This is a genomic window from Candidatus Photobacterium acropomis, from assembly GCF_030685555.1.
Classification (GTDB): domain Bacteria; phylum Pseudomonadota; class Gammaproteobacteria; order Enterobacterales; family Vibrionaceae; genus Photobacterium; species Photobacterium lucens.
Genome location: NZ_CP131608.1, coordinates 1,299,393 through 1,321,197, shown reverse-complemented (window position 1 = coordinate 1,321,197; position 21,805 = coordinate 1,299,393). Strand labels below are relative to the sequence as shown.

The following is a 21,805-nucleotide window of genomic DNA, read 5'->3' as shown; positions in this document are numbered from 1 at the left end:
ATTTTCATGCTCTACTGGGGACGTTATGTCACGCACAATTATCTATACCTACAAGAAAGAAGAGAAAGAGATTATTTTCTCTTTTGATCAATTCCGTAATATCCATGAAGCGGTTGCAGCGGCAGAAGGTATCGACTTAACGTCATTTTTAAAAATGGAACAGCAAGTAGAGGCGGTTTCTAACTCAAGTAAAGCTGCACGTGATTTCCGTGATAGCCACTTCCGTAAACTGGGTTTTGGTAAAATTGCGTTAGCGAAGAAAGAAAACCGTGGCGTTGGTCAAAAGTAATTGAACCAAACCTGATAGAAAAGCTGGCTTTTAACGCCAGCTTTTTGATCTTATAACTCGTTATATTTTTTTGCTGAGCCATAGCATTTATCAATGGGGTATTTTTCGTTATTTTTGGCTAGTTTTCGCTGGCAGGCATCTGAAATATCGATATCGCATTTATCAGCTAACCTAACGAGATACATCATTACATCAGCAATTTCTTCTTCAAGTTGCTGTTTCTTTTCTACCGAAAGCTGCTCGCTTTGCTCTGGTGTCAGCCATTGGAATATTTCAGTGATCTCTGCAACTTCGCCACTCAGTGCCATTGAAAGATTTTTTGGAGTATGGAATTGATCCCAATTTCGCTGCTCTGCAAAGGTGCGTAGCTGTTGTTTTAAATGTAGAAGATCAGAACTGTTAGACATAATGCGTTACTGGTTGAGAGTTTGAATGCAGGATAAACAAAAACACCGCGCTAAGCACGGTGTTTAATGGTGTATATGATTAGTGAGGAAGTGCGATTTTCTTCTTTCTGTGAAACAAGCTAGGCAATGCTTCAAGGGTACATAGGATCAAGCCAAACCAAATTAAACCAAAGCTTACTGCTTTTGTTTGATCAAATACTTCGCCAAACAAGAACACCGCCAGTAAGAACTGTAAGCTTGGCTCTATGTACTGCATTAAACCAACCATGGTTAAACTTGTGCGGTTTAACGCTAGTGCAAAAAAGATCAATGGTGCAACGGTAACGGGTGCTGAACCGACATAAAGTAAGAATGTAGTTGCGCCTGACGTTAACGATACACTGTCACCTGATAGATATAACCAGATCATGTAGATAACTGCAAAAGGTGTTAATACTGCCGCTTCAATCGTCACAGAGGTTAACGCATCATACTTGATGTATTTCTTTGTTAAGCCGTAAATGGCAAAGAAACTACCCATGATCAGTGATAACCAAGGTAATTCACCGTATTGCCATACCTGATAGCCAATACCTAAAATGGCAAGAACAACGGCAGCAATTTGCGCTTTACTGAGTTTCTCGCTTAAAAAGAACAGACCTAATGCAATAGCAAATAGTGGGTTAATGAAATAACCCAGACTTGCCGCTAATACTTCACCATGGGTGATAGCCCAGGTAAACGCATACCAAGAAACACTCATAATGCAGCCAGCAATAAAGCACATAAACAGTGATTTCTTATCTGCCAGTAGTGTGCTGATTGTAGGTAATGGGCGTTTTAGTAATAACATGACCAATAACATAACGGGCACTGAGAAAATAATTCTAAGTGCTAATAGTTCATTGGTATTTGCTTGTGGCAGGAACTGATAGTACAGAGGGAGGATACCCCAAAGCACAAAAGAAAACGCCGCCAGCATATTTCCAGCACGACGAGATTGCATTTATCTACCTAAAGTGAAATGTAAATATTTGAAATAGAATTTGTTGGCAAGAGTTTGCCATGTCGGCTAAGTTAGAGAAAACTAGTCGATAATCGCGCTATTTTGGCACTGAATGGTGATAAGTCAATAGTAACTTATCTCCATATAGCATAAAATTATAAACAATATTTAATCACTGTTTATTCGGTTTTTTGTTAAACTTCCTAAGTTAGGTTGTGGTGGTGCAAATGGCCGCTATGGCTCACTTTTAGGGCTTATAATTGAGAGAAAATGATGACTAAATTAACGTCAGATATCCAAGCTAACAAGCTAATGTTTGTTGAAGAAACACAAAATACACGTATTGTTTGGAGCCTTCGCAACGAAGAGGGTGATTGGCTATCTGTTGCTTCATCTGAATTTGAAGATTCAGAAGTAATGCCTTTCTGGTCAAATGAAGCAGATGCGAAAGCTCAATGTGCTGATGAGTGGGCTGAGTTCCAACCAAGCGAACTGCCTTTAGATATCTTCTTAGAAGACTGGATGATCACTTTAGCTGAAGATGGTGTTCTTGTTGGTCTTAACTGGAACCAAGATCTTGAAGGTGTTGAGCTAGAGCCTAGCGACGTTGCTAAGCTTTACATCTAAGCCAGTAAAGTTCTAAAAATCGCCCCTCATTATTTTTTGCATATACAGCAAACGATGTGAGGGGCGATGTTTTTTAAGCTTCGTTGTGATGGCTGTTATCCATATCAACCGTATTTTTACGTTCAGTTAGTTCGTTATCTAATTGCGCGATTTTATCTGCCATTAATTGATGGCATTGTTCAGCCAATTCTCTTGCTTGTACAGCTTTCATACCAGTTGTTTGAATCGGTGCTAACATTTCCGCAATCACCGTTCCGTTATCCCATCTGTTTAAATCAATTTTATTGTGCGTTGTGCTGATAACAACGGGAATAATGGGTACGCCAGCTTCAATTGCCATTCTAAAAGCCCCTGTCTTAAATGGCAGTAATCCACGCCCTTTACTGCGTGTACCTTCAGGATAAACCCAAACAGATAAGTCACGGCTATGAATGGCATCCGCGACTTGTTGAATGGTATTACGGGCTTTAGATTTGTTTTCTCTATCAATTAAAATATTACCAGTGATCCAATAGAGCTGACCAAAGAAAGGGATCCAAACCAGACTCTTTTTACCTAAAGAAACGGTTCTTGGACGTAGCATACCGGGAGTGGTAACGAAATCGAAAACACTCTGGTGGTTGGAGATATAAACCGCGTTAGGAATGCCTTGGCATTGTTCTAAACCGCGTTGCTCCACTTTAACACCTGCAATTTTTTGCAGTTGGTTAAACCAGCGACAAAAAGTATATACATGTTTTGGAGCACGAGGTCGATTTATGAGGCAATAGATAAGTGCGCAAAGGGTAGTAATGATAATAAATAGTGTGGCAATTAAAATCCGTATAAAAGACAGCACATAAACTCCTTATGCTATTTACTTGAACTAACAACAGGTTAGCGCAATCTTAGCTCAAATGCTAATTGTAACAGTATTGTAATTGTATTAAGCGATTAAATATTTCTATAAGTAATTAATATCTATAAAAAATACATAAAATATGATGCTCAGTGCATATTGTTAATAGATCTAACAATTACATTTTCAGCTTTGATCGTGAAGAAAATCGCAGATGTATTTATAGATAAGTAAATTACTGGATCTTGAAAAGAAATCACGTAAGAATCACTCGCAGATAACGTTATGTTGATTTAGTAACGGTATCTCTTCTGTTGTATGGAATTTCGGGCTTACGTTGATTGTAAGCCTTTTTTTTATCTTATTTCATGAAGCAATTTGACCATATTGTAGCGTTCAAATTCAATATTGTTACGCAATGCAATTTCTGTATCGATAAGCTCAAATCCGAGTTGTTCAAATAATGGCTTAGACAACTTACTTGCAGTGACACTAATCGTACTTTGATGACTATTTATTGCGATTTCTTCTAGTTGTTCATAAATAGCTGTGCCAATGCCTTGGCGAGAATGTTGCGGTGAAATATAAAGTAAAGAAAGGTAATTATTTGGATGAAGTTGACCAAAGCCAACTGCTTTATTATTGCTATCTATGGCGATAAGCACATTACCTTGTAGCAATAACTCTGAAAATGTAGCGGAATTTTGCATTGGATAATTTGCCCACATATCAATCTGAGCTGAGTTATAAAAAGGGGGCGCGAGTTCAGTTACTGCATTGTAATAGAGTTGTGCTAATTGGTCTTGATATGCATTTTTATAATAAATAAATGTAATTGTACTCATATATTTGTCGTTATATTTTTCAGGTTTGGTGTTTAATTTTAAAATAGTGTGAACTGTATTGTCTCTTAGACGTCAAATTTATTCTGATAATGTGCACTTCGTCCCTATTATTGGTATTATTTTAGGACATAATTAATTCAATTATATAAAAGTTAGTATTGCAGGGTAAATTTTGAAGAACGGATTTAAATACAATAAATATGCATTAGTCGCATTGGCATTGATGTCAATGGTGGGGTGTTCTTCGACTAACTCTGTAAATGATGAAACGGCATCTAACGCTAAATCTGCAGAAACAAAGACTGTAGGTAAGGAAATCGCGTTCAGCAATAGCATGTTGAAAGATGATATTCCTGAGAAATTAAAAAAGAATTCATCCATTGATACAGGTATGTTTGATGGTGTTTACCACACGTGGAAGGGCACACCGTATCGCTTAGGGGGTACAACAAAGAAAGGGATTGATTGTTCGGCGTTTGTACAAGTAGGTTATTCGAAGGTATATCAAATGATGTTACCACGAACAACGTTGGAGCTTGTTAAAGAGGGGCGAAAAGTTTCTCGTAATAATGCTAAAGAAGGAGACTTGGTCTTTTTCCGTACCGGGCGCAATACGCGTCACGTAGGTATTTATTTAGGTAATTCAGAATTCTTGCACGCCTCTCAGTCAAAAGGGGTGATGATTTCACGATTAGATAATCCTTATTGGAAACGACACTTTTGGCAAATTCGACGTATGCCTAAATCGTGATATTAGTAATATAAGAAAGCCCAGCTATTTAACTGGGCTTTTTATTTGCGCAGATTTAAAGGTGATGAGCTGCGGTTATTCTTGCTAATAACCCCATTGGCGTTGTTACACCAGTAGTGGCATTAAATAGCTTGCCATTTTTTACAATTAAAATAGTGGGTGTAACGCTGATCCCTAATGCTTGGCTCAGTTGTCCGTTGGCGTCATTAATAACAGGGAAGCGGTACTCTTTGCTTCCCATATAAGCACGTAGCTTTCGGTCATCACCAGAGCGAATAGCAATACTGGCGACTTTTACATTTAAATCGTTTTGATACTGCTGTAGCAAATTAATTGAAGGAGTAACGAAACGACAACTAGGACACCATGTCGCCCATAAATACAGTACAACAGGTTGTTGATAGCTACTGGTTAACCAATCAATATTGTGCTGATTAATGGTTTTTTCTACCGACTGATGTTGTACCGACACTTTTAGATCTTTATTACGCCAAAGATCGACAGCAATGCTGATCACGGTAATGACGAGAATGATAATGATGCTGTTTTTTAGCCATCCTTGGCCTAACTTCCATGTCATTTGCAAATCCTTTACTTTTTACTTGCTTGTTGAATAGCGTTTAGCACGTCATCATTGGTTAAGATCACCGGCAGTGGAATACCTTCAGGGGCATTAGGACCATAGACGATATTGAATGGCACACCAAAACGACCATGAGATTGTAAAAAGCCTGTCACATAATCTGATGGTTTAGTCCAATCACCACGCATTAGCTCAATGTTGTTAGCGGATAGAGCAGAGTACACAGGCTCTTGCAGTAATACGCCAACCTTGTTTGCTTTACAGGTAATACACCAGTCTGCTGTTACATCAACAAAGACAGTTTTACCTTGTGCGACTTGCTCAGCGATCTTATCTGTATTCAGCACCGCCCAGTGATGATCGTCAGCTAACGGCTTAGCCCAGTGGCTGGTGGTTAGGCTGCCAACAATTAAGCTACCAGCTACACCAAGCAGTAATACGGCGGTTGTAATAATGACACTTTTACGGCCTTTCTTACGACCAAGTTGCCATAAGATAAATAGCATAATGGCAATACCAATTGCCCAAACGACAGTGGTATTAAAGAAACTCGTCATTAAGCTTAATAGCCACACACTGGTTGCTAGCATCATTAAACCAAAGAGGGTTTTAACACGATCCATCCATAATCCCGGCTTGGGTAATATATTCGCCAGTTGAGGGAAAATGGCAATGAGCAACCAAGGTGCAGCCATACCGATAGCTAATGCTGTGAAGATAGCAAATAGGGTGATGTAATTAGCCCCTAATGCAAATGCAACCGCAGTACCTAAAAATGGCGCACTACAAGGTGTTGCTAGCAGTGTTGCAAACATTCCTTGAATAAAGTGACCTAAGTGTGAGTTATCACCTTTTGATGCCATCCATGTATTCGCATTGCTTGAAAGTCGAATTTCAAATAACCCCAACATATTGGCACCAAATAGCGCGGTGATAGCGATCATAATGCCAATAAACCAAGGGCTTTGGAATTGAATACCCCAGCCAAGTGCTTGTCCTGAGAACTTCATCAGTGCTAAGAAGCCCGCAAGTAGCCAGAATGAAGTCAGAATACCTGCCGCAGAGGCAATGAATTGGGTGCGAATTTGACGCTTTTCCAATCCTTTAGCAGAAATAACGCTGCTTAGTTTCATACCCAGTACAGGTAGTACACAAGGCATGATATTAAGAATTAAGCCACCTAATAATGCAAAACCAATAATTTCCCACAGATTGTTATCTGTGTTTGGAACGATCACTGGCTCATCTGTTGCGGTTGCTTTCATCTCAACGGCTAAATCATTATCACCGATAGTTACTTGTAGTGGCTCGCCAACAAGTTTAGGGGTGCCAAACCAGCTGGTAACAGGTAATGCCGCGTACAGGGTTTGATCTTTAATGGTTACTTTAGGTGCAAGGAAAGAGCTGTCTTTTACCGCTTTTGAATGTCCATCAATCAGTACATCTGGTTTTGTCCAACCCGCTTTGTTAGTGGCAACAACAGTGACGATCTTTTTGTTTTTATCGTATGAGACTTTATCCAGTGTGACGGCTGGTGATGACTTAGGCACATGGCTATAGCCCTTGTTATATAAGAACATCGCATCAGTAGATGTGGTCAGCTTGGTCGGATTAAAGTCTAATGCTAATTCATAGTCGGTCAGTACGCAGATGCTAGTACAAGAAGACATGGTTAGCTTACCTGCAAGAAACACAGGCTTGTTCATGTCTTTAACATGAATAGAGAGCGGGAAGATGACATCATGCTTATAGCCTAAGGTTTCTACACCTAGGAATTCATAACGCTTTGGCATCGGCCATTGCCAATCAACACTTTCAACGTTACTCGACATATCCCAGTTAACTGACGGGGCAACGCCACCTTCACCAGGTGAGCGCCAATAGGTTTTCCAGTCTTTATCAAGTTTGACTTCTAATAAGCCTTGAACTGTATTATTTGCAGGATCTTTTTCACCCGTGAGCATCAAACGTACTTCTACTGGTGGATGCTGAGGGTTAGTTACCCATCCTGTAGTTATGGTTGAGGATGCATAGGACAATGGGGTGAAAAAGATACTTAGCAGCGCACCGAACATGGCACAGATGAAATAAGTATTCAGATATAGTTTTTTCAATCTAGAACTCCGTGTTAACAATGCGAAGAAACATTGCAATGTTATCAAACTTGGGGTGTAACGATGTTAGTGTTGTGACTAAATAGACCTGATTGCAAGAAGATCTATTTCATTGAATTACAAACTTTTATCACGGTAGTAACCGACGTTACTGACTGTTTGTAGTTTGTTTGTCTAACACAATAAAGTAATGTTAATCATTATCGTAAAGCCATACTAATGGTTATTAGTGTTTGAACCAATTCTTTAATTGGCTAAATAGGCTTTGCTTAGTGGATTTTTTCCCTTGATAGTAAGCTTGCATTAAGCGTTGACGTAGTTGCTCTACTTGAGAATCTGCGGTTTTCATTGTTGCCGTCGTTGTAAATAATTGCTGACAAATCGTTTCGGCTTGCTCGTTAGCGTAGCTATAGTCAATCTGACTTGCACCTTGAACAAGTAACCATAACAGAGAAACAATGGTGTATTGTTCGCTATCTTGATGTTGGAATTTTGAAGCATGGTCTGAGCCAACAGTACTCTCAAAAACAGACTGCATCTGCTGATAAGCTTGCTGTTGTGTTTGCCATTGTTGTGACAACTGTTGGTGTTGTTGTGTCATTAAGCCTAACAGTAAATCGAGAGGTGCACGATCAGAGCGTTGTTGGCAAATATCGAGAAAACGAGGCGTAAAACTAGAGATAAACTGGTTGATAAGCGATTGATCTTCTGATGATAAATCAAGCTTCTCTATGCCGAGTGAAAAAAATAGCGATTTGAGATCTGTCATGGCATTAATATCGTACTGAAAGAGTCGCACAGAATAGCATGGACACTTAGCGAGTAATAATAAATAGGAAATGAGAATGACTAAAATTTACGATTTTGAAGTGAAAAACATCACAGGAGAGATGCTTTCGCTTGAAAAGTATCAAGGTAAAGTGCTGCTAATTGTGAACACTGCCAGTGAATGTGGATTTACCCCGCAATATGAATCATTACAGATGTTGTTTGATAAGTATCAAGAGCAGGGGCTAGTGATCCTTGGCTTCCCATGTAACCAATTTGGTGGGCAAGAGCCGGGTACTGAAGCGGAAATAGCACAAAGTTGTTTAGTTAATTACGGTGTTACTTTCCCGATGTTCAGTAAAGTGGATGTGAAAGGTGAACAGGCAGATCCGCTATTTGCTTATTTAGTCAAAGCGTTACCTGGTGTGTTAGGAGCCAATATTAAATGGAATTTTACTAAATTTTTAATTGCACCGGATGGTACGCCTGTCAAACGTTATGCGCCGACGACTAAACCGCTGAGTATTGAAGCGGATATTGTCAAATTACTAGCATGATCATGTATTCGTAGCGGTTTTAGAAAATTGGATAATTTCTCTAATTAACTGCTGCTTATTATTCGCGTGTTGCTCCCTCATTTTATGAAGGAGCAAATTGATCGCTTTTGCCCGTCGTCCCGCTTTTTTATATTGCTCTAAATAGTGATTGAGAAAATCAATTTGCACTGCACTATCATTAAAGTCCCCCAATTTGGATTGCATCGACTTCATCGTTTTGGCAGTGATACCCAAGGTTATCTGATCCGAAATAGATGCATAAAGCTCTAAACCATAACGAAGCTTCTTACATTTAATTCTTAAGGCATGAAGTTGGCTATCTTCTGTTTCAGTATTAATCGCTGTTGTGAGTTTTAAAACCTTCTTGCTAAGCTGCGTTAACAGCCTATTAATGCTTATTATGTTTGCTGGTGATGTTGGATTATCTATAGCTAATAAATGTTTTAGCTGTAGGGCAATCTCGTTATAAGTAGCTCTATACTCATCACTTTTAAGCCAATGTTTATTCTTCTTATAAGTTTTCTGGCGTTGGTGTTGTAAATCATCGAAAAAGCGTGCCAATCCTAAATGATGCTTATGTTCAATTAAGCTGAAGTAATGCTCCATTTGCATTAAATAGACATCGAGATCTCGCTGTAGGTTAGTGAGTTGCATGAGGTTTTTGATAGCAAGTTTAAGTTGTTCAACTTGTGTTGGATCAAACAGTGAATGGTGCAGGGTTAAAATGGCTCGGATACGGCGTAATGTCACGCGGTATTGGTGAAGAAATTCAGGATCATCGTCTTTAATAATGCCTTTTTCATATTGAGCACAAAAGGCGAATTCTTTTTTAAGGTAGCGACGGATTTCTAGGGCTAGCGGTAATTTTGAATGAATAGGATAAACATAGGACGTTTTTCGAGGAAGCTCAAAAGTGTCTCGTTTATGCATAATTCAACCCAAATAATAAAACGCACGATAAGCATTAAATATAGTTCATAGCGACGCTTTCTGCTTGAATCATAAAGATAAATACAGGCTGTAAAATCGATGGAAATAAGGCGTTACAGCAATAAATTAATTAATATTCAATCTGCTAATGTGAAACTTACCACTGTAAACCACTCACTGCTAAACGTTAAAAGAGCTATCGATATCTTTAACAGGAGGCTTGCTATGACTGAGCTATGGAATCCTTTAGGTACAGACGGTTTTGAGTTTGTGGAATATACAGCACCATCAGCGGAGGGGATTGAGCAGTTAAAGCACTTATTTTCAATAATGGGCTTTGCTGAAATCGCTAAGCATAAGCACAAAGCGGTGTGGTTATATCGTCAAGGTGATATTAACTTTATTGTTAATGGTGAGCATTCATCGCAAGCCAATCAATTCGCTAAAGCACATGGTTCAAGCGTCAATGCGATGGCTTTTCGTGTTAAAGATGTGGATAAAGCATTGGCTTATGCGGTCAAACAAGGTGCGATTGTTTATTCTACACAGGTTGGGCCGGTGGAGTTAAATATCCCTGCCATAGAAGGGATCGGTGGAGCCTTGTTATATTTAGTGGATCGTTATGGTGAACATGATATTTATGAGGTGGATTTTGACTACTATCACGATTATCAACAACGATTGGTTAACGCCGATAAAGGATTGAAAAATATCGATCATCTTACCCATAATGTAGAAACGGGTAATATGGATAAATGGGCAGATTTCTACACTCGAATAGCCAATTTTCACCAAGTGAAATATTTTAATATCCAAGGCCAGCTAACTGGTTTAAAATCTCGCGCAATGACATCCCCATGCGGCAAGATTCGTATTCCTATCAATGAATCTAGTGATGAACACTCACAAATTGCCGAATACCTAAAACAATATAAAGGCGAAGGCATTCAGCATATTGCTTTAAGCTCCGGTGATATTGCTACCACGGTAGCGAAATTACGCGAGTCGAAAGTGATATTCATGGATACACCTGATACTTATTATGAGTTAATAAGTAAAAGGATTGACTGTCACGATGAAAATATTGCGTTGTTACAGCACCACAAAATACTGCTAGATGGTGATGAACATGGTATTTTGTTGCAAATTTTCACCGAGACTGTGATCGGTCCTGTGTTTTTTGAGATTATTCAGCGTAAGGGAAACGAGGGATTTGGTGAAGGTAATTTTCAAGCCTTGTTTGAATCAATTGAACTGGATCAAATTCGTCGTGGTGTTTTAAACGCTAAAGCTTAATTAGGGACGACTTAAGCAACGTGTTTCTCTGTGCATAAATATAAATTTGGCATTTTGTCAATGTTAAATTTATGTCAGAGAGATGGTTAATGCTCACTATACTGTAGTATTATCTTTATAAGGTATTGGATTTATTACTACTACAGCAATAGCGAGTTTGTAATATGGTTAATAAAGATACAATAGTGAACAAAAATAATAAATTTCTTGTTGGGTGGCGCGAAATCGCAGCTTTACCTGACCTTGGCATCAGTGATATTCACGTAAAAGTTGATACTGGTGCACGTAGTTCATGTTTACATACGTTTAAAATTGAAGAATTTACTCGCGATGGCGAGGCATGGGTTAAATTTTGGATTCACCCAATCCACAATAACACTGAAGTAGAACAAGTTTGCGAAGCGAAAGTCGCTGACAAACGTATTGTACGTAACTCTGGCGGTGATGAACAATTACGTTATTTTATTGTTTCTACAATTGATTTTAATGGTCAGCAATGGCCAATCGAAATTTCGTTAACAAGTCGTGATAATATGGCTTTCCGTATGCTACTTGGTCGTACGGCAATGCATGAGCGTATTATTGTTGACCCGGAAGCTTCTTATCTCATTAAAACTCAAGGCTAGTTGTCATGAAAATTGGTATTTTATCTCGTAACCGTTCACTTTACTCGACAGCTCGTCTTATTGAAGCCGCAGAGCAACGTGGTCATGAAGTGAAAGTGATTGATGCACTACGTTGTTACATGAATATCAACTCAGAGAAGCCACAGATCCACTTTAAAGGTGAAGATCTAGTGAATTTTGATGCGATTATTCCACGTATCGGTGCTTCTGTGACGTTTTACGGTACTGCTGTTTTACGTCAGTTTGAGATGATGGGCGTTTACACAGTAAATGAATCTGTAGCGATCAGCCGTTCTCGTGACAAACTACGTTCAATGCAGTTGCTATCTCGTAAGTGCATTGGTATGCCTGTTACTGGTTTTGCAAGCAAGCCCGATGATGTTAAAGACTTACTAGACATGGTAGGTGGTGCACCTGTAGTGATTAAACTACTGGAAGGTACACAAGGTATCGGTGTAGTACTTGCTGAAACACGTAAAGCTGCAGAAAGTGTTATCGAAGCGTTCATGGGTTTGAAAGCAAACATCATGGTGCAGGAATACATTAAAGAAGCAGGCGGTGCTGATATCCGTTGTTTCGTGATCGGCGATAAAGTGATTGCAGCGATGAAGCGTCAAGGTGCAGAAGGTGAATTCCGTTCAAACCTACACCGTGGCGGTAGCGCAGCACTGGTTAAGATCACGCCAGAAGAGCGTAAGACAGCCGTTGCTGCAGCGAAGATCATGGGCTTAGGTGTTGCAGGTGTTGACTTACTTCGCTCTGATCGTGGTCCACTAGTGATGGAAGTAAACTCATCACCAGGTCTTGAAGGTATCGAGAAAGCAACAGGTAAAGATATCGCAGGCATGATCATCGAGTACATCGAGAAAAATGCAGTGAAAAAATCTTCACTTCGTAACAAAGGCTAATTTAATCTAACTTATTCTTTGTATTAAAAAAGGCGTCCATTGGACGCCTTTTTTGTTGCTATTAGAATGTTATCTTACAGCTGCTTTTCAATAGGTAGTGCACCTGCAACCCAAGCACCCATTTTTAGCCAAATGCTGCTATCAGGCTCAGAGGTGTATTGTTGACCTGTTGTGTCATCATTCCACACGATGTCACCATTCTCATCTAAAGATAAGCGGTAAGCATCTTTTAATAGGGAGTTGCTGATCTGGTTATACACTTGACCAGAAAACTCTGCGGAATCCACAATCACCCCTAGTTCTGTATTTAAGTAAGCAGAACGTGGATCGAAGTTAAATGAACCAACAAAAATCTTTGATTTATCAAGAATAAAGGTCTTTGCATGTAGGCTAGTACGAGAACGGCTTAGCCACTTGTGCTTCGTTTTATGACCCGGCTCTACTTTTACTTCATATAGCTTAACGCCGCCTTCTAGCATGATCTTACGGTATTTTGCATACCAACCATGCACAGCAAACACGTCATTTGACGCTAATGAGTTAGTGACGATGGTAATATTTTTACCACTTTTCGCAGCTTTTGCTAGCTCTTTAGCGCCTTCTTCAGTAGGAACAAAGTAAGGTGATACTAAGAAGAAGTCGTGATCAGCTTTCGCAATCATTTCTGAAAGCTTATGTAGTAGTAGATCATCTTGGCTGTTAGCGACTTTATACGGTGTATCGTAAAGCAGCTCTGCATCTGTCCAGAATAGCGGCAGTGTTTCATTCATTAATTGTTTCACCATTGGGTGATGCTTCAACGAACGTGCGTAATCAGTCGACATGTATTTAAGCTGAGCTTTTTTCCATTGTGCTAGCTGCTCTGGCGTTGGCTCGTGTGCTTCACTCACTAATGCTTCAATCGGTGTGGCTGGTTTACTGTTCCAGTACTCATCAAATTGGCGAGAGAATTGTGGGATCACTTTGCCTAACATGATCAGGTCGAAATCACCAAATTCTACGTCACTGTTTGCTGAGAAGTATTCATCACCGATATTACGACCACCCGTGATGGCAAAAACACCGTCAGCGATGATGGCTTTGTTATGCATACGACGGTTTAGACGATCGAAATCAGTCAAAAAGCTAAGAGGCTTAATCGTACGGTTTGAAAATGGGTTAAATAAACGCACTTCAACGTTAGGGTGAGCCGATAAACTCGCGAGTGCTTGATCGTCACGATTTTGCATGTCGTCAAGTAATAGACGTACACGCACACCACGTTCTGCTGCTTGGTATAAGTACCAAGTTAATAGGCCGCTTGTCGCATCGTCACGGTAGATGTAGTACTGCACATCTAAGGTTTTTTCTGCGCCTTCAATAATTGCTAAACGAGCCAGTAGGGCAGCTTGACCATCACCAAGTGGGTAGAACCCCGTTTTATCTGGGTGCTTGCTCGTATAAGGCAGCGAGCTTTGGTATAGGTTGGTTTTAAAATTATCAACGTTAGAGTAGCTAGTTTGCTTTTCTGTTGATAATGGTTGCGCACAACCAACAAGGGTAAGTACACCCGTTGCGATAATGGAATGGGTGAAAAGTTTTTTATAGTGTTTTAGACGGTTCATGAGTACTACTACAAAATGATGGTGGGCGGATTCTACAGAGGAATAACCTCTCGCGCTGTAAGGAAAGTTAGTTTATGTGATCGCTGCAGTATTTGATAAAACAAATCTAGAAATAAGTGTAACAAAGTGAAAAATAGATAAAATCAGCCAATAAAAAAGCCCGAAATCATCACTGATATCGGGCTTTTGGTGTCCATTTATGGATTAGCTCGCAGTCGCTTCAACGCCATGCCATTGGTAGTGATTATTGGGCTTCTTACTGACAATGCCTTCATCAAGTAATTGCTTGAAAATCGAATCTACTTCATCAGTAGAGATGTTTAAGAATTTACTAACAGCGCGCTTACTACAGTTCACTTTATTATGACTAAGGGCATCAATAGCAAGCTCATAAGGTGTTTTTGGCACTTCAGGTTCAATGATGATTTCATCCGCGTCGTTAACTTCAACATCCGTGATTTCTGATGTACCCACACTTGATGGATCAAAGTGCTCAAGTAGTTTAGGTTGTTCCATTTCGTTGTAACCCGCCATTTCCAACATCTGGTTATGACGGAATTTATGACGGAAACGGTTCTCTTCACCAATCAAACCAACGAAGAAAGCGGCAAAAAAATCCAGTAGTACAGAGAGGAATACCACTAAGCCAAGCTGGGCTGATTGTGGTGACACATGTAATGTTTCTGCCAAGCTATCGATTAAGCCTAATACTGAGCCTTGACTCACAACTGGAATGCTATCGCGTTCCATTGCCAGTTGTTGTTGTTGCTTACGTAACTCTTCGTTTTGTTTTTGAATACGTGATACACCTGAAGCGATGCGCTCCATTTGAATGTATTTTTCAGCTGCAACATTATTAAGATCGATCTGTTTTTCGATCGCTTCAATTTGCATGTTGTAAGCATTGATCTTACTTTTCTGCACATTCACTTCACTGTGTGCTTTATTGGTTGCACTGTTAATACCACCAATGGAGCCACCGATAGAAATTGCAGCTAATACAGCATAGAAAGTAAAGGCCGAAAGGGTGCCAGTATAGTTACGTCGTGCTTTGCGTTCGCCCACTTCGTACCAAGCAAAGAATTTACCTAATTCAAAAATGACAGCTAAGCCACCGAATAGGAACTTCATCAATGGGTCGTCATCGATGGAAAGGAATAATAGCAGCGAGAAGACAATAGAGGCGAGAATGGCTGCGCCGGTAAAACTGTAAACTGACCACATTGCGAATAATCCTTTTGGATAACGAATGTGGCTTTTTTGATCGTAAAGCATAAATAAGTCTGGCTAATAAGCTCGTGTTCGCTTGCCGTCAGTAACACCAAGCAAAAATTAAGGGCTTATAGGATACCTTAAAAATGCACTGAACCCTTATAAAACGTGGCTTCCAGCGTTTTTTCGATGGAATTTTACACACCGCTTTCATTGCTGTTTAAAACGTCATCAATTCCTGTTTAGAAACTACACATAATGCGATGTTAAATACGATTCATGGATATAAATAATCCATTTTGTATAAGGTGTAGCAGAATATTCATGTGTTTGGATAATGGCAGTTTTTCTTAATGTGAGGGTAATAGTGAAAGAGGACTTATTATTATTTGTCATTATGCTGACATTTGTTAATGGTGGAATTTGAATAATATTAGCAATACAGTTTTTACGGGTAGTTTTGTGAATTATCAGCCACAATCGAATGCGATGGGAAGCATCGATCAACGGATTAAGGACAACACCACACCGATTTATTACACTGAAAGAGAACGCGTTATGTACGAACGCTTAGGTCAGTCCTATGCGTGGTACAAAATAATGGAAGATGAATGGTTAGACATTGAGCAAAAGTGTCTTGATGCTTTTTATGCTGCTTGGCCACAATTGAAAAAGTTTGATTTTCACTCTTATAAAGAAATTGGCAGCAATAAACCTCATGTTTTGTTCGAAATACAGCGTGTAAAGATCAAGTATCCAGTCTCTTCTTCAGTGCAAGCATATTTAGATAACTTATTAATTCAGAGAGATTTAATTTATCCTGAATGGCTTCGTGCTCAAAAAGCACTGGAGTATATTGAGTCTGAAAAAGCATACTTACGTGCCTTAAAAGACGTAGCACATAATTAATCCTGCTTAAAGCTGACCTATACTTATAATTAATTTTAACTGATAAGAAGGGTCAGCTATGTTCTTTACCAGTGAACATAAAATGACAAATGAAGAGCAATTCTTTATTAAATCTCAGTATATCGGCAGCAATTTACCCTCAGATTTACAACTTCACCTCGCCTTGATTTATGTCGATGATCATACTTTTCAGTGTGTTTGGGAGGCAGAATCTATTGAATCTGTTGAGTTGTATGTGGAATCACAATTAGCAGATTGTTGTCATAGCCATTATTTTGAAGTTGATCCATTTACAGCTGTTGGCGCTTAATATTGGTTTATCTGACAGAGGTAGGGAGATTGATATGTGTCGTCTGTGGGAATAACAAAGCCAGTCAATGACTGGCTTTGCTGAAAGGGCATTATTTAACGCTATTTTTCACTTCAGTGATCGCTTTTTGTAAGCCCTGTGGATCGTAGCCATTGATAATATGAACATTCTTAGCTGTCACATTATTCGTTGGCATAACAATTAATGCAGGTGTACCTTGGAAACCAAGCTCACTGAATAGTTGGTAGTTTTCTTCAAATGTATTGTTTGCATCAAACTTGCTGATATCAATGCCCAGTTTTGTCACAATACTATTGATGTCATCTTTAGTTAGTTTGCCTTCATCTTTACCTGTAGCAAATACGGCATTATGGTACTTAGCGTAAGCTTCGCTACCATCATGAGCAAAAATCCAGTTACCCATATCAGCAGCATATTTAGATGCATCCCAACGTGAAGCAAAGATTGGTGTTTCTTTAAAGATGAATTTTACATCAGGGTTTGCTTGTTCTAGTGATTTCACTACTGGAGCGATTTTTGAACAGAACATACATTGGTAATCAAAGAACTCAATCACATTGACTTTCGCATCTTTCGGGCCAACGTAAGGTGTTTTGTCATTTTTCACTAGCTTATCAGCGTATTTGATAACCGCTTCTTTAGCCGATTGTTGCTGAGCTTGCATTTGTTGTTTTTGCAATGTTTCAGAAGCTTTTACTAATACTTCAGGGTGTTCAATAATATATTGACTAGCAATCTTTTCGATTTGTGCTTTTTGCTCAGGGCTAAAGTCTTTATTGTTTACAGCTGTTGTTTCATTACAGCCAGCTAATAGTGCTGTTACCATAAGAGGTAAAATTAATTTTTTCATTATAACTTCAATTGAATGCTTATTTTAGAATTAATACAATTAGATAATAATGAATATGAATAGAAGCTGAATGTTATTTAGGTTTTCCATTTAGTAAGGGTGCAAAAAATTACTTAGTCATCATTTATTAGATTTATAATCATTTTATTTAGATAACTCAAAATATAAATCTTATATTTCGTATAGTGATAATTCCTCTGTGATCTAATCCGCATTTTTATTCTTATTTGCATCGTAGATTATGCACACTTATCTACAGGGATCTAAATTATGAATAAGAATATTACATTACTCGCCGTTGGTTCTTTATTTGCGTTATCTACTTTTTCTTCTACGGCATTTGCAGATCCTAAAGTGACACCGACTCATCCTGGATATAGCACTATTCAAATATTGGAAATGGGGCAGCCAAAAGATATTAATTGGGTATCAGTTGATGACATCGCGCAAAAATTAAAAGGCAAGCCACCAATGGCTGTCGGTTTTGATATTGATGATACTGTACTATTCAGTACTCCTGGCTTCTATCGTGGTCAGCAAGAATTCTCACCTAATTCTTTTAGTTACTTACATGATCAAAAATTCTGGGACAAGATGAACTGTGATTGGGAAAAGTTCAGCTTACCGAAAGAAACGGCGAAAAAGTTGATTGAAATGCACCAGAAACGTGGCGATCAGATTTACTTTATTACCGGTCGTACAGCTTCTAACTGTGAAATCTCTACTCAATACCTAAAAGATGTCTTTGGTATTAAGAATATGCATAAAGTTATTTTTGCAGGATCAAGTAAAACTGAATTTACTAAAACACCTTATATTAAAGCGAACAATATCAAAATTTATTACGGTGATTCCGATGGTGATATCGTCGCTGCACGTCAAGCTGGTGCGGAAGGTATTCGTATTATGCGTGCCGCTAATTCAAGTAATCGCCCAATTGCAAAAAATGGTATTTTAGGCGAAGAGGTTGTCATCAATTCACAGTACTAATCGACGCTAAATATTAAGTTCATAGAGCGACCATGATGGTCGCTCTTTTTTATGCTTGTTTATTACGTTGAGCCCAACAACCAATAAAAATGAAAGTAGCAGTAATAATGCTAATAGAGAGATAATTTGGAATATTGAGTAGCTCTCGATGAAGTAATGGCGATAAATAGACAATTAACAAACCATAACCAAAAGCGTTAACTAAAATAAAGGCGAGAGTACGAATAATAAAATTGTATTTTGATAATCGTCGTCGTAAAAATCGGTTGATATCACCGCCGAAAACCACCAGTAAACAAGCAACAATAGCAGTTGAAATATCATCTAACCAAGGGCGAATACTATGCCCTAACTCCGATAAGAAAATTATAATATCCATTTATATGTACGATTAATGTTGATGAATGAAGTAGCAGGGTAATCGCTTTAGGAGTAAAAACCCAGATGTCTGGCATGAAGATGCAAACAAGATCACTTCGCTGCTTAATAGGTGCTATAGAACCACTATGTTACTATCTTAATGTTATTTAATTAGAGAGTTACTCCATGCTAGTCATTTCAAATTCTGTTCAACTTGCCGATTGGGAAATTGAGTTAACGGCAATCCGTGCACAGGGAGCTGGAGGGCAAAACGTTAATAAAGTATCGAGTGCAATCCATTTACGTTTTGATATTAATCGTTCAACCTTGCCTTCATTTTATAAAGAGCGATTGCTCAAGCTATCTGATAGCCGTATCACCAAAGATGGCGTTATCGTGATCAAGGCACAGCAACATCGCACTCAAGAGATGAACCGTGAAGAAGCGTTAGAGCGTTTAAAGTCACTGATTCAAAGTGCCGTTGTGACACAAAAGGCCCGTAGAGCCACTAAACCAACGAAAAACTCCCAAATCCGCCGTATGGATAAGAAAACTCAAAGAGGTAAAACTAAGTCGTTAAGAGGCAAGGTCAATTTCTAATAATTTAAATGTGATGCTGACTACATAACCTATTGTTAATGCGTGACATTATGCTGCTTCAACTAATATCTTAGCTATCAATGATTTTTCCATATGTTTTGTGGCTTTTTAGTTTGGGTGGCAGGGATGTTCGAGAAAAAAACGCTTCAACTTTTACAATTATTCTATCGTGAAACCGAACGTGTTCGTTTATTCGGTTTAGCGGATCTCCCACCCTTAGCACTAGAACAGCAACAGCAAATGAATTTGTGGTTAGAAACCAAGCGTAATTTCACTGCTGATGAAATTTCTGAACAATATTGGATCAAAACCTGTAGTGCGGGTTACATCACTGAATTACGTTTACATGCAGATGGTACGTTAGATGAATACACACTATTTAACCGTCTTCATACCACAGGGTATTGGGAGCTGGTGGATGGCGTGATTGAAATTGAAATACATAAAGAAGAAAACACTTACCGCTGTGCCGTGTTTGCTAACCGTTATTCTAATATTCACTCAGCCATTGAGTATAAAAATGGTGAGCTACATTCTTATTTGAAATTGGCACAAACCCGACCAATTAAATTCTAATCTATGCCATTTTTGTCGAACAAATAGACTGGTATCAATATAAATTTTCAGTATATTGAATGAAGCATTTGGATATTAGGAAGGTCAAGGATGAGTAAGATAAATAAGGTAGCAGTAGTAGGCGGTACCCATGGTAATGAATTCAGCGGTATTTACTTACTCAAAAAATGGCAGAATACACCACAATTATTAGCGCGTGAGAGCTTTTCTGTCGAAACGGTATTTGCAAACCCTAAAGCATATGGTGAAAACAAACGTTATGTTGATCATGATTTAAACCGCCAGTTTGGATTACATGATTTAGCTAACTTTGAGTTAGCCAGCTATGAGCAATCTCGCGCAAAAGCCCTAAATGAACAAATTGGTCCGAAAGGGAATGCGAAAAGTGATTTCATCATCGACTTGCATAACACCACCAGTAATATGGGACCTTCGCTGATCTTATTGCAATCAGATAAGTTTAATCGTCAATTAGGTGCTTACGTTAAAGATAAGATGCCTGAATCTGTTGTTGTATTTGAAGATCATACTTCGGTTGATGATCATTTATTTGTGTGCTCAATTGCTAAGCAAGGTGTGATCATTGAAGTTGGGCCTCAGCCACAATCAGTGATCCGTCAAGATGTATTAGATTGGATGGAAGACATGACTGGGCATATTCTTGATTTTGTCCATTTATATAATACTGATGAAGTACCAGCATTGGCTGATAACTATGATGCTTATTGTTATGAAGAAACGCTAAAACTGCCAGAGAATGAGCAAGGTGAACGTATTGGCATGGTGCACAAGTCAGTACAGGATAATGACTTTGAACCACTCAATCCGGGTGATCCTATTTTCACCTTGTTTGATGGTACAGAGATCTTCTGGGAAGGCGATTATGTGGCTTACCCGCACTTTATTAATGAAGCTGCGTATTACGATAATAACCTTGCTATGTCGCTTGGTAAGAAGATTGTGGTATCAACAAAATAATCTGTTTTTACAGCGTTGGTAATCAATAGGTAAAGAAAAACCGGCTTACTCTCATGCACTTCTAACTAGGAAGAACGAGGGTAAACCGGTTTTTTTATTGGTAATAATAAATTAGTGTACGCTTTGAGTTTTCATTACCACTATCGGGGTGTTTTCGACCTTAACAATATGAGCATCAACATTAAATACATCCCAGATCAACTCGGGCGTAACGATGTGGTTGGGAGCACCGTAGTCAAAGAGCTCACCTTGATGCAGTACTGCAATGTTGTCGGCATATTGCAAAGCAAGATTAAGATCATGGATCACCATAATCACACATGCCCCGGTACGCTCTACATATGCTCTAACAAAGTTGAGTAATCGAAGCTGATTTTGCATATCAAGTGCAGAGGTTGGCTCATCGAGTAACAACACTTTGGGATTATTTATTAACGCTTGTGCCAGCCCGACCATTTGACTTTCACCACCAGAGAGATCCATACACTGCTTATTGGCTAAATGCAGCACGCCCATCTCTTGTAACAGCAATAAGCCACGCTCTGCACATTCTTGTTTCGCTATTAATGACGTTGAATGAATATTCATTGTCGTAATTAATAACTCTAAAACGGTCACATTGGCATGTATGCGGTGCTCTTGCGGCAAATAACCGATGTCGTTCAACTGTAGCGGTGTATGAGCATATTGTATCTGTTCAGGATATTGCTTTAGCAACATGGTCATTTGGCGTAATAAGGTTGACTTCCCAGCCCCATTTCGACCAATTAACGCTACCATTTCACCATTGTGAATTGTTGGTAGGGTTAAATCTTGCAGTACAGTCTGATCGCCAAAGGTTACAGAGATATTTTTAATATCAAGGCTCATA

The 21,805-nt window shown here is 38.9% G+C and carries 26 protein-coding genes; 13 read left to right on the top strand and 13 right to left on the bottom strand.

The genetic code is table 11. The features are described from left to right. Window positions 1–25 precede the first annotated feature (25 nt). Complete coding sequence (locus Q7657_RS05985; RefSeq protein ID WP_008989596.1) at window positions 26–289, top strand: DUF2960 domain-containing protein; 264 nt, start codon at window positions 26–28, stop codon at window positions 287–289. Between the two features lie 50 nt (window positions 290–339). Here the strand turns inward: Q7657_RS05985 and Q7657_RS05980 are convergent, their stop codons facing one another. After that, window positions 340–696, bottom strand: coding sequence for a nucleotide pyrophosphohydrolase (locus Q7657_RS05980; protein WP_107166264.1), 357 nt, complete (start codon window positions 694–696; stop codon window positions 340–342). Between the two features lie 79 nt (window positions 697–775). Further along, window positions 776–1,681 (bottom strand): EamA family transporter RarD, encoded by a 906-nt coding sequence (rarD, locus tag Q7657_RS05975; protein WP_107166263.1) that lies wholly within the window; start codon window positions 1,679–1,681, stop codon window positions 776–778. Window positions 1,682–1,954: 273 nt separating this feature from the next. Between rarD and Q7657_RS05970 the strand changes: the two genes are divergently transcribed. Then, the gene (locus Q7657_RS05970) at window positions 1,955–2,308 is read left to right on the top strand and encodes a DUF2750 domain-containing protein (protein WP_053989312.1); all 354 of its coding nucleotides are present in this window, start codon (window positions 1,955–1,957) and stop codon (window positions 2,306–2,308) included. Between the two features lie 73 nt (window positions 2,309–2,381). On the opposite strand, the gene Q7657_RS05965 is transcribed toward Q7657_RS05970, so the two are convergent. Both Q7657_RS05965 and Q7657_RS05960 read right to left on the bottom strand, forming a co-directional pair. Then, complete coding sequence (locus Q7657_RS05965) at window positions 2,382–3,146, bottom strand: 1-acylglycerol-3-phosphate O-acyltransferase (protein WP_107166262.1); 765 nt, start codon at window positions 3,144–3,146, stop codon at window positions 2,382–2,384. A gap of 356 nt (window positions 3,147–3,502) precedes the next feature. After that, a complete protein-coding gene (locus tag Q7657_RS05960; RefSeq protein ID WP_107166261.1) occupies window positions 3,503–3,991 on the bottom strand; it encodes a GNAT family N-acetyltransferase in 489 nt (162 codons plus the stop codon). 229 nt (window positions 3,992–4,220) lie between these two features. Here Q7657_RS05960 and Q7657_RS05955 point away from each other — a divergent pair, with 229 nt between their 5' ends. Continuing rightward, complete coding sequence (locus tag Q7657_RS05955; protein ID WP_107166260.1) at window positions 4,221–4,742, top strand: NlpC/P60 family protein; 522 nt, start codon at window positions 4,221–4,223, stop codon at window positions 4,740–4,742. A 55-nt stretch (window positions 4,743–4,797) separates the two neighbouring features. Here the strand turns inward: Q7657_RS05955 and Q7657_RS05950 are convergent, their stop codons facing one another. The 3 genes from Q7657_RS05950 to Q7657_RS05940 all read right to left on the bottom strand — a co-directional run bounded on the left by Q7657_RS05950 (window position 4,798) and on the right by Q7657_RS05940 (window position 8,208). Beyond that, complete coding sequence (locus tag Q7657_RS05950) at window positions 4,798–5,322, bottom strand: protein disulfide oxidoreductase (RefSeq protein ID WP_107166259.1); 525 nt, start codon at window positions 5,320–5,322, stop codon at window positions 4,798–4,800. An 11-nt stretch (window positions 5,323–5,333) separates the two neighbouring features. Further along, on the bottom strand, window positions 5,334–7,439 hold the full coding sequence (locus tag Q7657_RS05945) for a protein-disulfide reductase DsbD family protein (RefSeq protein WP_107166258.1): 2,106 nt from the start codon (window positions 7,437–7,439) through the stop codon (window positions 5,334–5,336). A gap of 226 nt (window positions 7,440–7,665) precedes the next feature. Then, the gene (locus Q7657_RS05940) at window positions 7,666–8,208 is read right to left on the bottom strand and encodes a hypothetical protein (RefSeq protein WP_107166257.1); all 543 of its coding nucleotides are present in this window, start codon (window positions 8,206–8,208) and stop codon (window positions 7,666–7,668) included. Window positions 8,209–8,284: 76 nt separating this feature from the next. On the opposite strand from Q7657_RS05940, the gene Q7657_RS05935 reads away from it, so the two are divergent. Beyond that, window positions 8,285–8,764 carry a glutathione peroxidase gene (locus Q7657_RS05935; protein WP_107166256.1) on the top strand — a complete coding sequence of 160 codons (480 nt, stop codon included), beginning with the start codon at window positions 8,285–8,287 and terminating at the stop codon, window positions 8,762–8,764. Here Q7657_RS05935 and Q7657_RS05930 read toward each other — a convergent pair whose 3' ends face one another. After that, window positions 8,765–9,694: a CHAD domain-containing protein gene (locus Q7657_RS05930; RefSeq protein WP_107166255.1), complete on the bottom strand. Its 930-nt coding sequence runs from the start codon at window positions 9,692–9,694 to the stop codon at window positions 8,765–8,767. It abuts the gene before it with no gap. 225 nt (window positions 9,695–9,919) lie between these two features. Between Q7657_RS05930 and hppD the strand changes: the two genes are divergently transcribed. The 3 genes from hppD to rimK all read left to right on the top strand — a co-directional run bounded on the left by hppD (window position 9,920) and on the right by rimK (window position 12,524). Continuing rightward, the gene (gene hppD, locus Q7657_RS05925; RefSeq protein ID WP_107166254.1) at window positions 9,920–10,990 is read left to right on the top strand and encodes a 4-hydroxyphenylpyruvate dioxygenase; all 1,071 of its coding nucleotides are present in this window, start codon (window positions 9,920–9,922) and stop codon (window positions 10,988–10,990) included. A 164-nt stretch (window positions 10,991–11,154) separates the two neighbouring features. Next, a complete protein-coding gene (locus Q7657_RS05920) occupies window positions 11,155–11,616 on the top strand; it encodes an ATP-dependent zinc protease family protein (protein WP_053989303.1) in 462 nt (153 codons plus the stop codon). 5 nt (window positions 11,617–11,621) lie between these two features. Next, a complete protein-coding gene (gene rimK, locus Q7657_RS05915) occupies window positions 11,622–12,524 on the top strand; it encodes a 30S ribosomal protein S6--L-glutamate ligase (protein WP_053989302.1) in 903 nt (300 codons plus the stop codon). A gap of 74 nt (window positions 12,525–12,598) precedes the next feature. Here the strand turns inward: rimK and Q7657_RS05910 are convergent, their stop codons facing one another. Together Q7657_RS05910 and Q7657_RS05905 are read right to left on the bottom strand one after the other, a co-directional pair. After that, on the bottom strand, window positions 12,599–14,128 hold the full coding sequence (locus Q7657_RS05910) for a phospholipase D family protein (RefSeq protein ID WP_053989301.1): 1,530 nt from the start codon (window positions 14,126–14,128) through the stop codon (window positions 12,599–12,601). 204 nt (window positions 14,129–14,332) lie between these two features. Next, the gene (locus Q7657_RS05905; protein WP_053989300.1) at window positions 14,333–15,352 is read right to left on the bottom strand and encodes a preprotein translocase subunit SecY; all 1,020 of its coding nucleotides are present in this window, start codon (window positions 15,350–15,352) and stop codon (window positions 14,333–14,335) included. A 411-nt stretch (window positions 15,353–15,763) separates the two neighbouring features. Between Q7657_RS05905 and Q7657_RS05900 the strand changes: the two genes are divergently transcribed. Together Q7657_RS05900 and Q7657_RS05895 are read left to right on the top strand one after the other, a co-directional pair. Next, on the top strand, window positions 15,764–16,249 hold the full coding sequence (locus Q7657_RS05900; protein ID WP_237459256.1) for a hypothetical protein: 486 nt from the start codon (window positions 15,764–15,766) through the stop codon (window positions 16,247–16,249). 58 nt (window positions 16,250–16,307) lie between these two features. Beyond that, window positions 16,308–16,559 carry a hypothetical protein gene (locus Q7657_RS05895; protein ID WP_053989298.1) on the top strand — a complete coding sequence of 84 codons (252 nt, stop codon included), beginning with the start codon at window positions 16,308–16,310 and terminating at the stop codon, window positions 16,557–16,559. A gap of 91 nt (window positions 16,560–16,650) precedes the next feature. Here the strand turns inward: Q7657_RS05895 and Q7657_RS05890 are convergent, their stop codons facing one another. After that, on the bottom strand, window positions 16,651–17,430 hold the full coding sequence (locus Q7657_RS05890; protein WP_053989297.1) for a DsbA family protein: 780 nt from the start codon (window positions 17,428–17,430) through the stop codon (window positions 16,651–16,653). A gap of 270 nt (window positions 17,431–17,700) precedes the next feature. Between Q7657_RS05890 and aphA the strand changes: the two genes are divergently transcribed. Further along, a complete protein-coding gene (gene aphA, locus Q7657_RS05885; RefSeq protein ID WP_107166253.1) occupies window positions 17,701–18,420 on the top strand; it encodes an acid phosphatase AphA in 720 nt (239 codons plus the stop codon). Between the two features lie 49 nt (window positions 18,421–18,469). Here the strand turns inward: aphA and Q7657_RS05880 are convergent, their stop codons facing one another. Then, a complete protein-coding gene (locus tag Q7657_RS05880) occupies window positions 18,470–18,799 on the bottom strand; it encodes a DUF3392 domain-containing protein (protein WP_107166252.1) in 330 nt (109 codons plus the stop codon). Window positions 18,800–18,966: 167 nt separating this feature from the next. On the opposite strand from Q7657_RS05880, the gene arfB reads away from it, so the two are divergent. The 3 genes from arfB to Q7657_RS05865 all read left to right on the top strand — a co-directional run bounded on the left by arfB (window position 18,967) and on the right by Q7657_RS05865 (window position 20,934). Further along, entirely contained in the window at window positions 18,967–19,380 is a 414-nt protein-coding gene (gene arfB / locus Q7657_RS05875; RefSeq protein WP_107166251.1) for an alternative ribosome rescue aminoacyl-tRNA hydrolase ArfB, read from the top strand. A 126-nt stretch (window positions 19,381–19,506) separates the two neighbouring features. Then, on the top strand, window positions 19,507–19,956 hold the full coding sequence (locus Q7657_RS05870; RefSeq protein WP_053989458.1) for a hypothetical protein: 450 nt from the start codon (window positions 19,507–19,509) through the stop codon (window positions 19,954–19,956). 90 nt (window positions 19,957–20,046) lie between these two features. Further along, window positions 20,047–20,934, top strand: coding sequence for an aspartoacylase (locus Q7657_RS05865; RefSeq protein WP_107166250.1), 888 nt, complete (start codon window positions 20,047–20,049; stop codon window positions 20,932–20,934). Between the two features lie 111 nt (window positions 20,935–21,045). Here Q7657_RS05865 and Q7657_RS05860 read toward each other — a convergent pair whose 3' ends face one another. Beyond that, entirely contained in the window at window positions 21,046–21,804 is a 759-nt protein-coding gene (locus tag Q7657_RS05860; RefSeq protein WP_107166249.1) for an ABC transporter ATP-binding protein, read from the bottom strand. Window position 21,805 lies beyond the last annotated feature (1 nt).

Excerpts from the sequence above, each read along its gene's own strand:
- Q7657_RS05985 (WP_008989596.1), top strand. The coding sequence starts at position 26 with ATGTCACGCACAATTATCTATACCTACAAGAAAGAAGAGAAAGAGATT.
- Q7657_RS05980 (WP_107166264.1), bottom strand. The coding sequence starts at position 696 with ATGTCTAACAGTTCTGATCTTCTACATTTAAAACAACAGCTACGCACC.
- rarD (WP_107166263.1), bottom strand. The coding sequence starts at position 1,681 with ATGCAATCTCGTCGTGCTGGAAATATGCTGGCGGCGTTTTCTTTTGTG.
- Q7657_RS05970 (WP_053989312.1), top strand. The coding sequence starts at position 1,955 with ATGACTAAATTAACGTCAGATATCCAAGCTAACAAGCTAATGTTTGTT.
- Q7657_RS05960 (WP_107166261.1), bottom strand. The coding sequence starts at position 3,991 with ATGAGTACAATTACATTTATTTATTATAAAAATGCATATCAAGACCAA.
- Q7657_RS05955 (WP_107166260.1), top strand. The coding sequence starts at position 4,221 with ATGGTGGGGTGTTCTTCGACTAACTCTGTAAATGATGAAACGGCATCT.
- Q7657_RS05950 (WP_107166259.1), bottom strand. The coding sequence starts at position 5,322 with ATGACATGGAAGTTAGGCCAAGGATGGCTAAAAAACAGCATCATTATC.
- Q7657_RS05940 (WP_107166257.1), bottom strand. The coding sequence starts at position 8,208 with ATGACAGATCTCAAATCGCTATTTTTTTCACTCGGCATAGAGAAGCTT.
- Q7657_RS05935 (WP_107166256.1), top strand. The coding sequence starts at position 8,285 with ATGACTAAAATTTACGATTTTGAAGTGAAAAACATCACAGGAGAGATG.
- Q7657_RS05930 (WP_107166255.1), bottom strand. The coding sequence starts at position 9,694 with ATGCATAAACGAGACACTTTTGAGCTTCCTCGAAAAACGTCCTATGTT.
- hppD (WP_107166254.1), top strand. The coding sequence starts at position 9,920 with ATGACTGAGCTATGGAATCCTTTAGGTACAGACGGTTTTGAGTTTGTG.
- Q7657_RS05920 (WP_053989303.1), top strand. The coding sequence starts at position 11,155 with ATGGTTAATAAAGATACAATAGTGAACAAAAATAATAAATTTCTTGTT.
- rimK (WP_053989302.1), top strand. The coding sequence starts at position 11,622 with ATGAAAATTGGTATTTTATCTCGTAACCGTTCACTTTACTCGACAGCT.
- Q7657_RS05910 (WP_053989301.1), bottom strand. The coding sequence starts at position 14,128 with ATGAACCGTCTAAAACACTATAAAAAACTTTTCACCCATTCCATTATC.
- Q7657_RS05905 (WP_053989300.1), bottom strand. The coding sequence starts at position 15,352 with ATGTGGTCAGTTTACAGTTTTACCGGCGCAGCCATTCTCGCCTCTATT.
- Q7657_RS05895 (WP_053989298.1), top strand. The coding sequence starts at position 16,308 with ATGTTCTTTACCAGTGAACATAAAATGACAAATGAAGAGCAATTCTTT.
- Q7657_RS05890 (WP_053989297.1), bottom strand. The coding sequence starts at position 17,430 with ATGAAAAAATTAATTTTACCTCTTATGGTAACAGCACTATTAGCTGGC.
- aphA (WP_107166253.1), top strand. The coding sequence starts at position 17,701 with ATGAATAAGAATATTACATTACTCGCCGTTGGTTCTTTATTTGCGTTA.
- Q7657_RS05880 (WP_107166252.1), bottom strand. The coding sequence starts at position 18,799 with ATGGATATTATAATTTTCTTATCGGAGTTAGGGCATAGTATTCGCCCT.
- arfB (WP_107166251.1), top strand. The coding sequence starts at position 18,967 with ATGCTAGTCATTTCAAATTCTGTTCAACTTGCCGATTGGGAAATTGAG.
- Q7657_RS05870 (WP_053989458.1), top strand. The coding sequence starts at position 19,507 with ATGTTCGAGAAAAAAACGCTTCAACTTTTACAATTATTCTATCGTGAA.
- Q7657_RS05865 (WP_107166250.1), top strand. The coding sequence starts at position 20,047 with ATGAGTAAGATAAATAAGGTAGCAGTAGTAGGCGGTACCCATGGTAAT.
- Q7657_RS05860 (WP_107166249.1), bottom strand. The coding sequence starts at position 21,804 with ATGAGCCTTGATATTAAAAATATCTCTGTAACCTTTGGCGATCAGACT.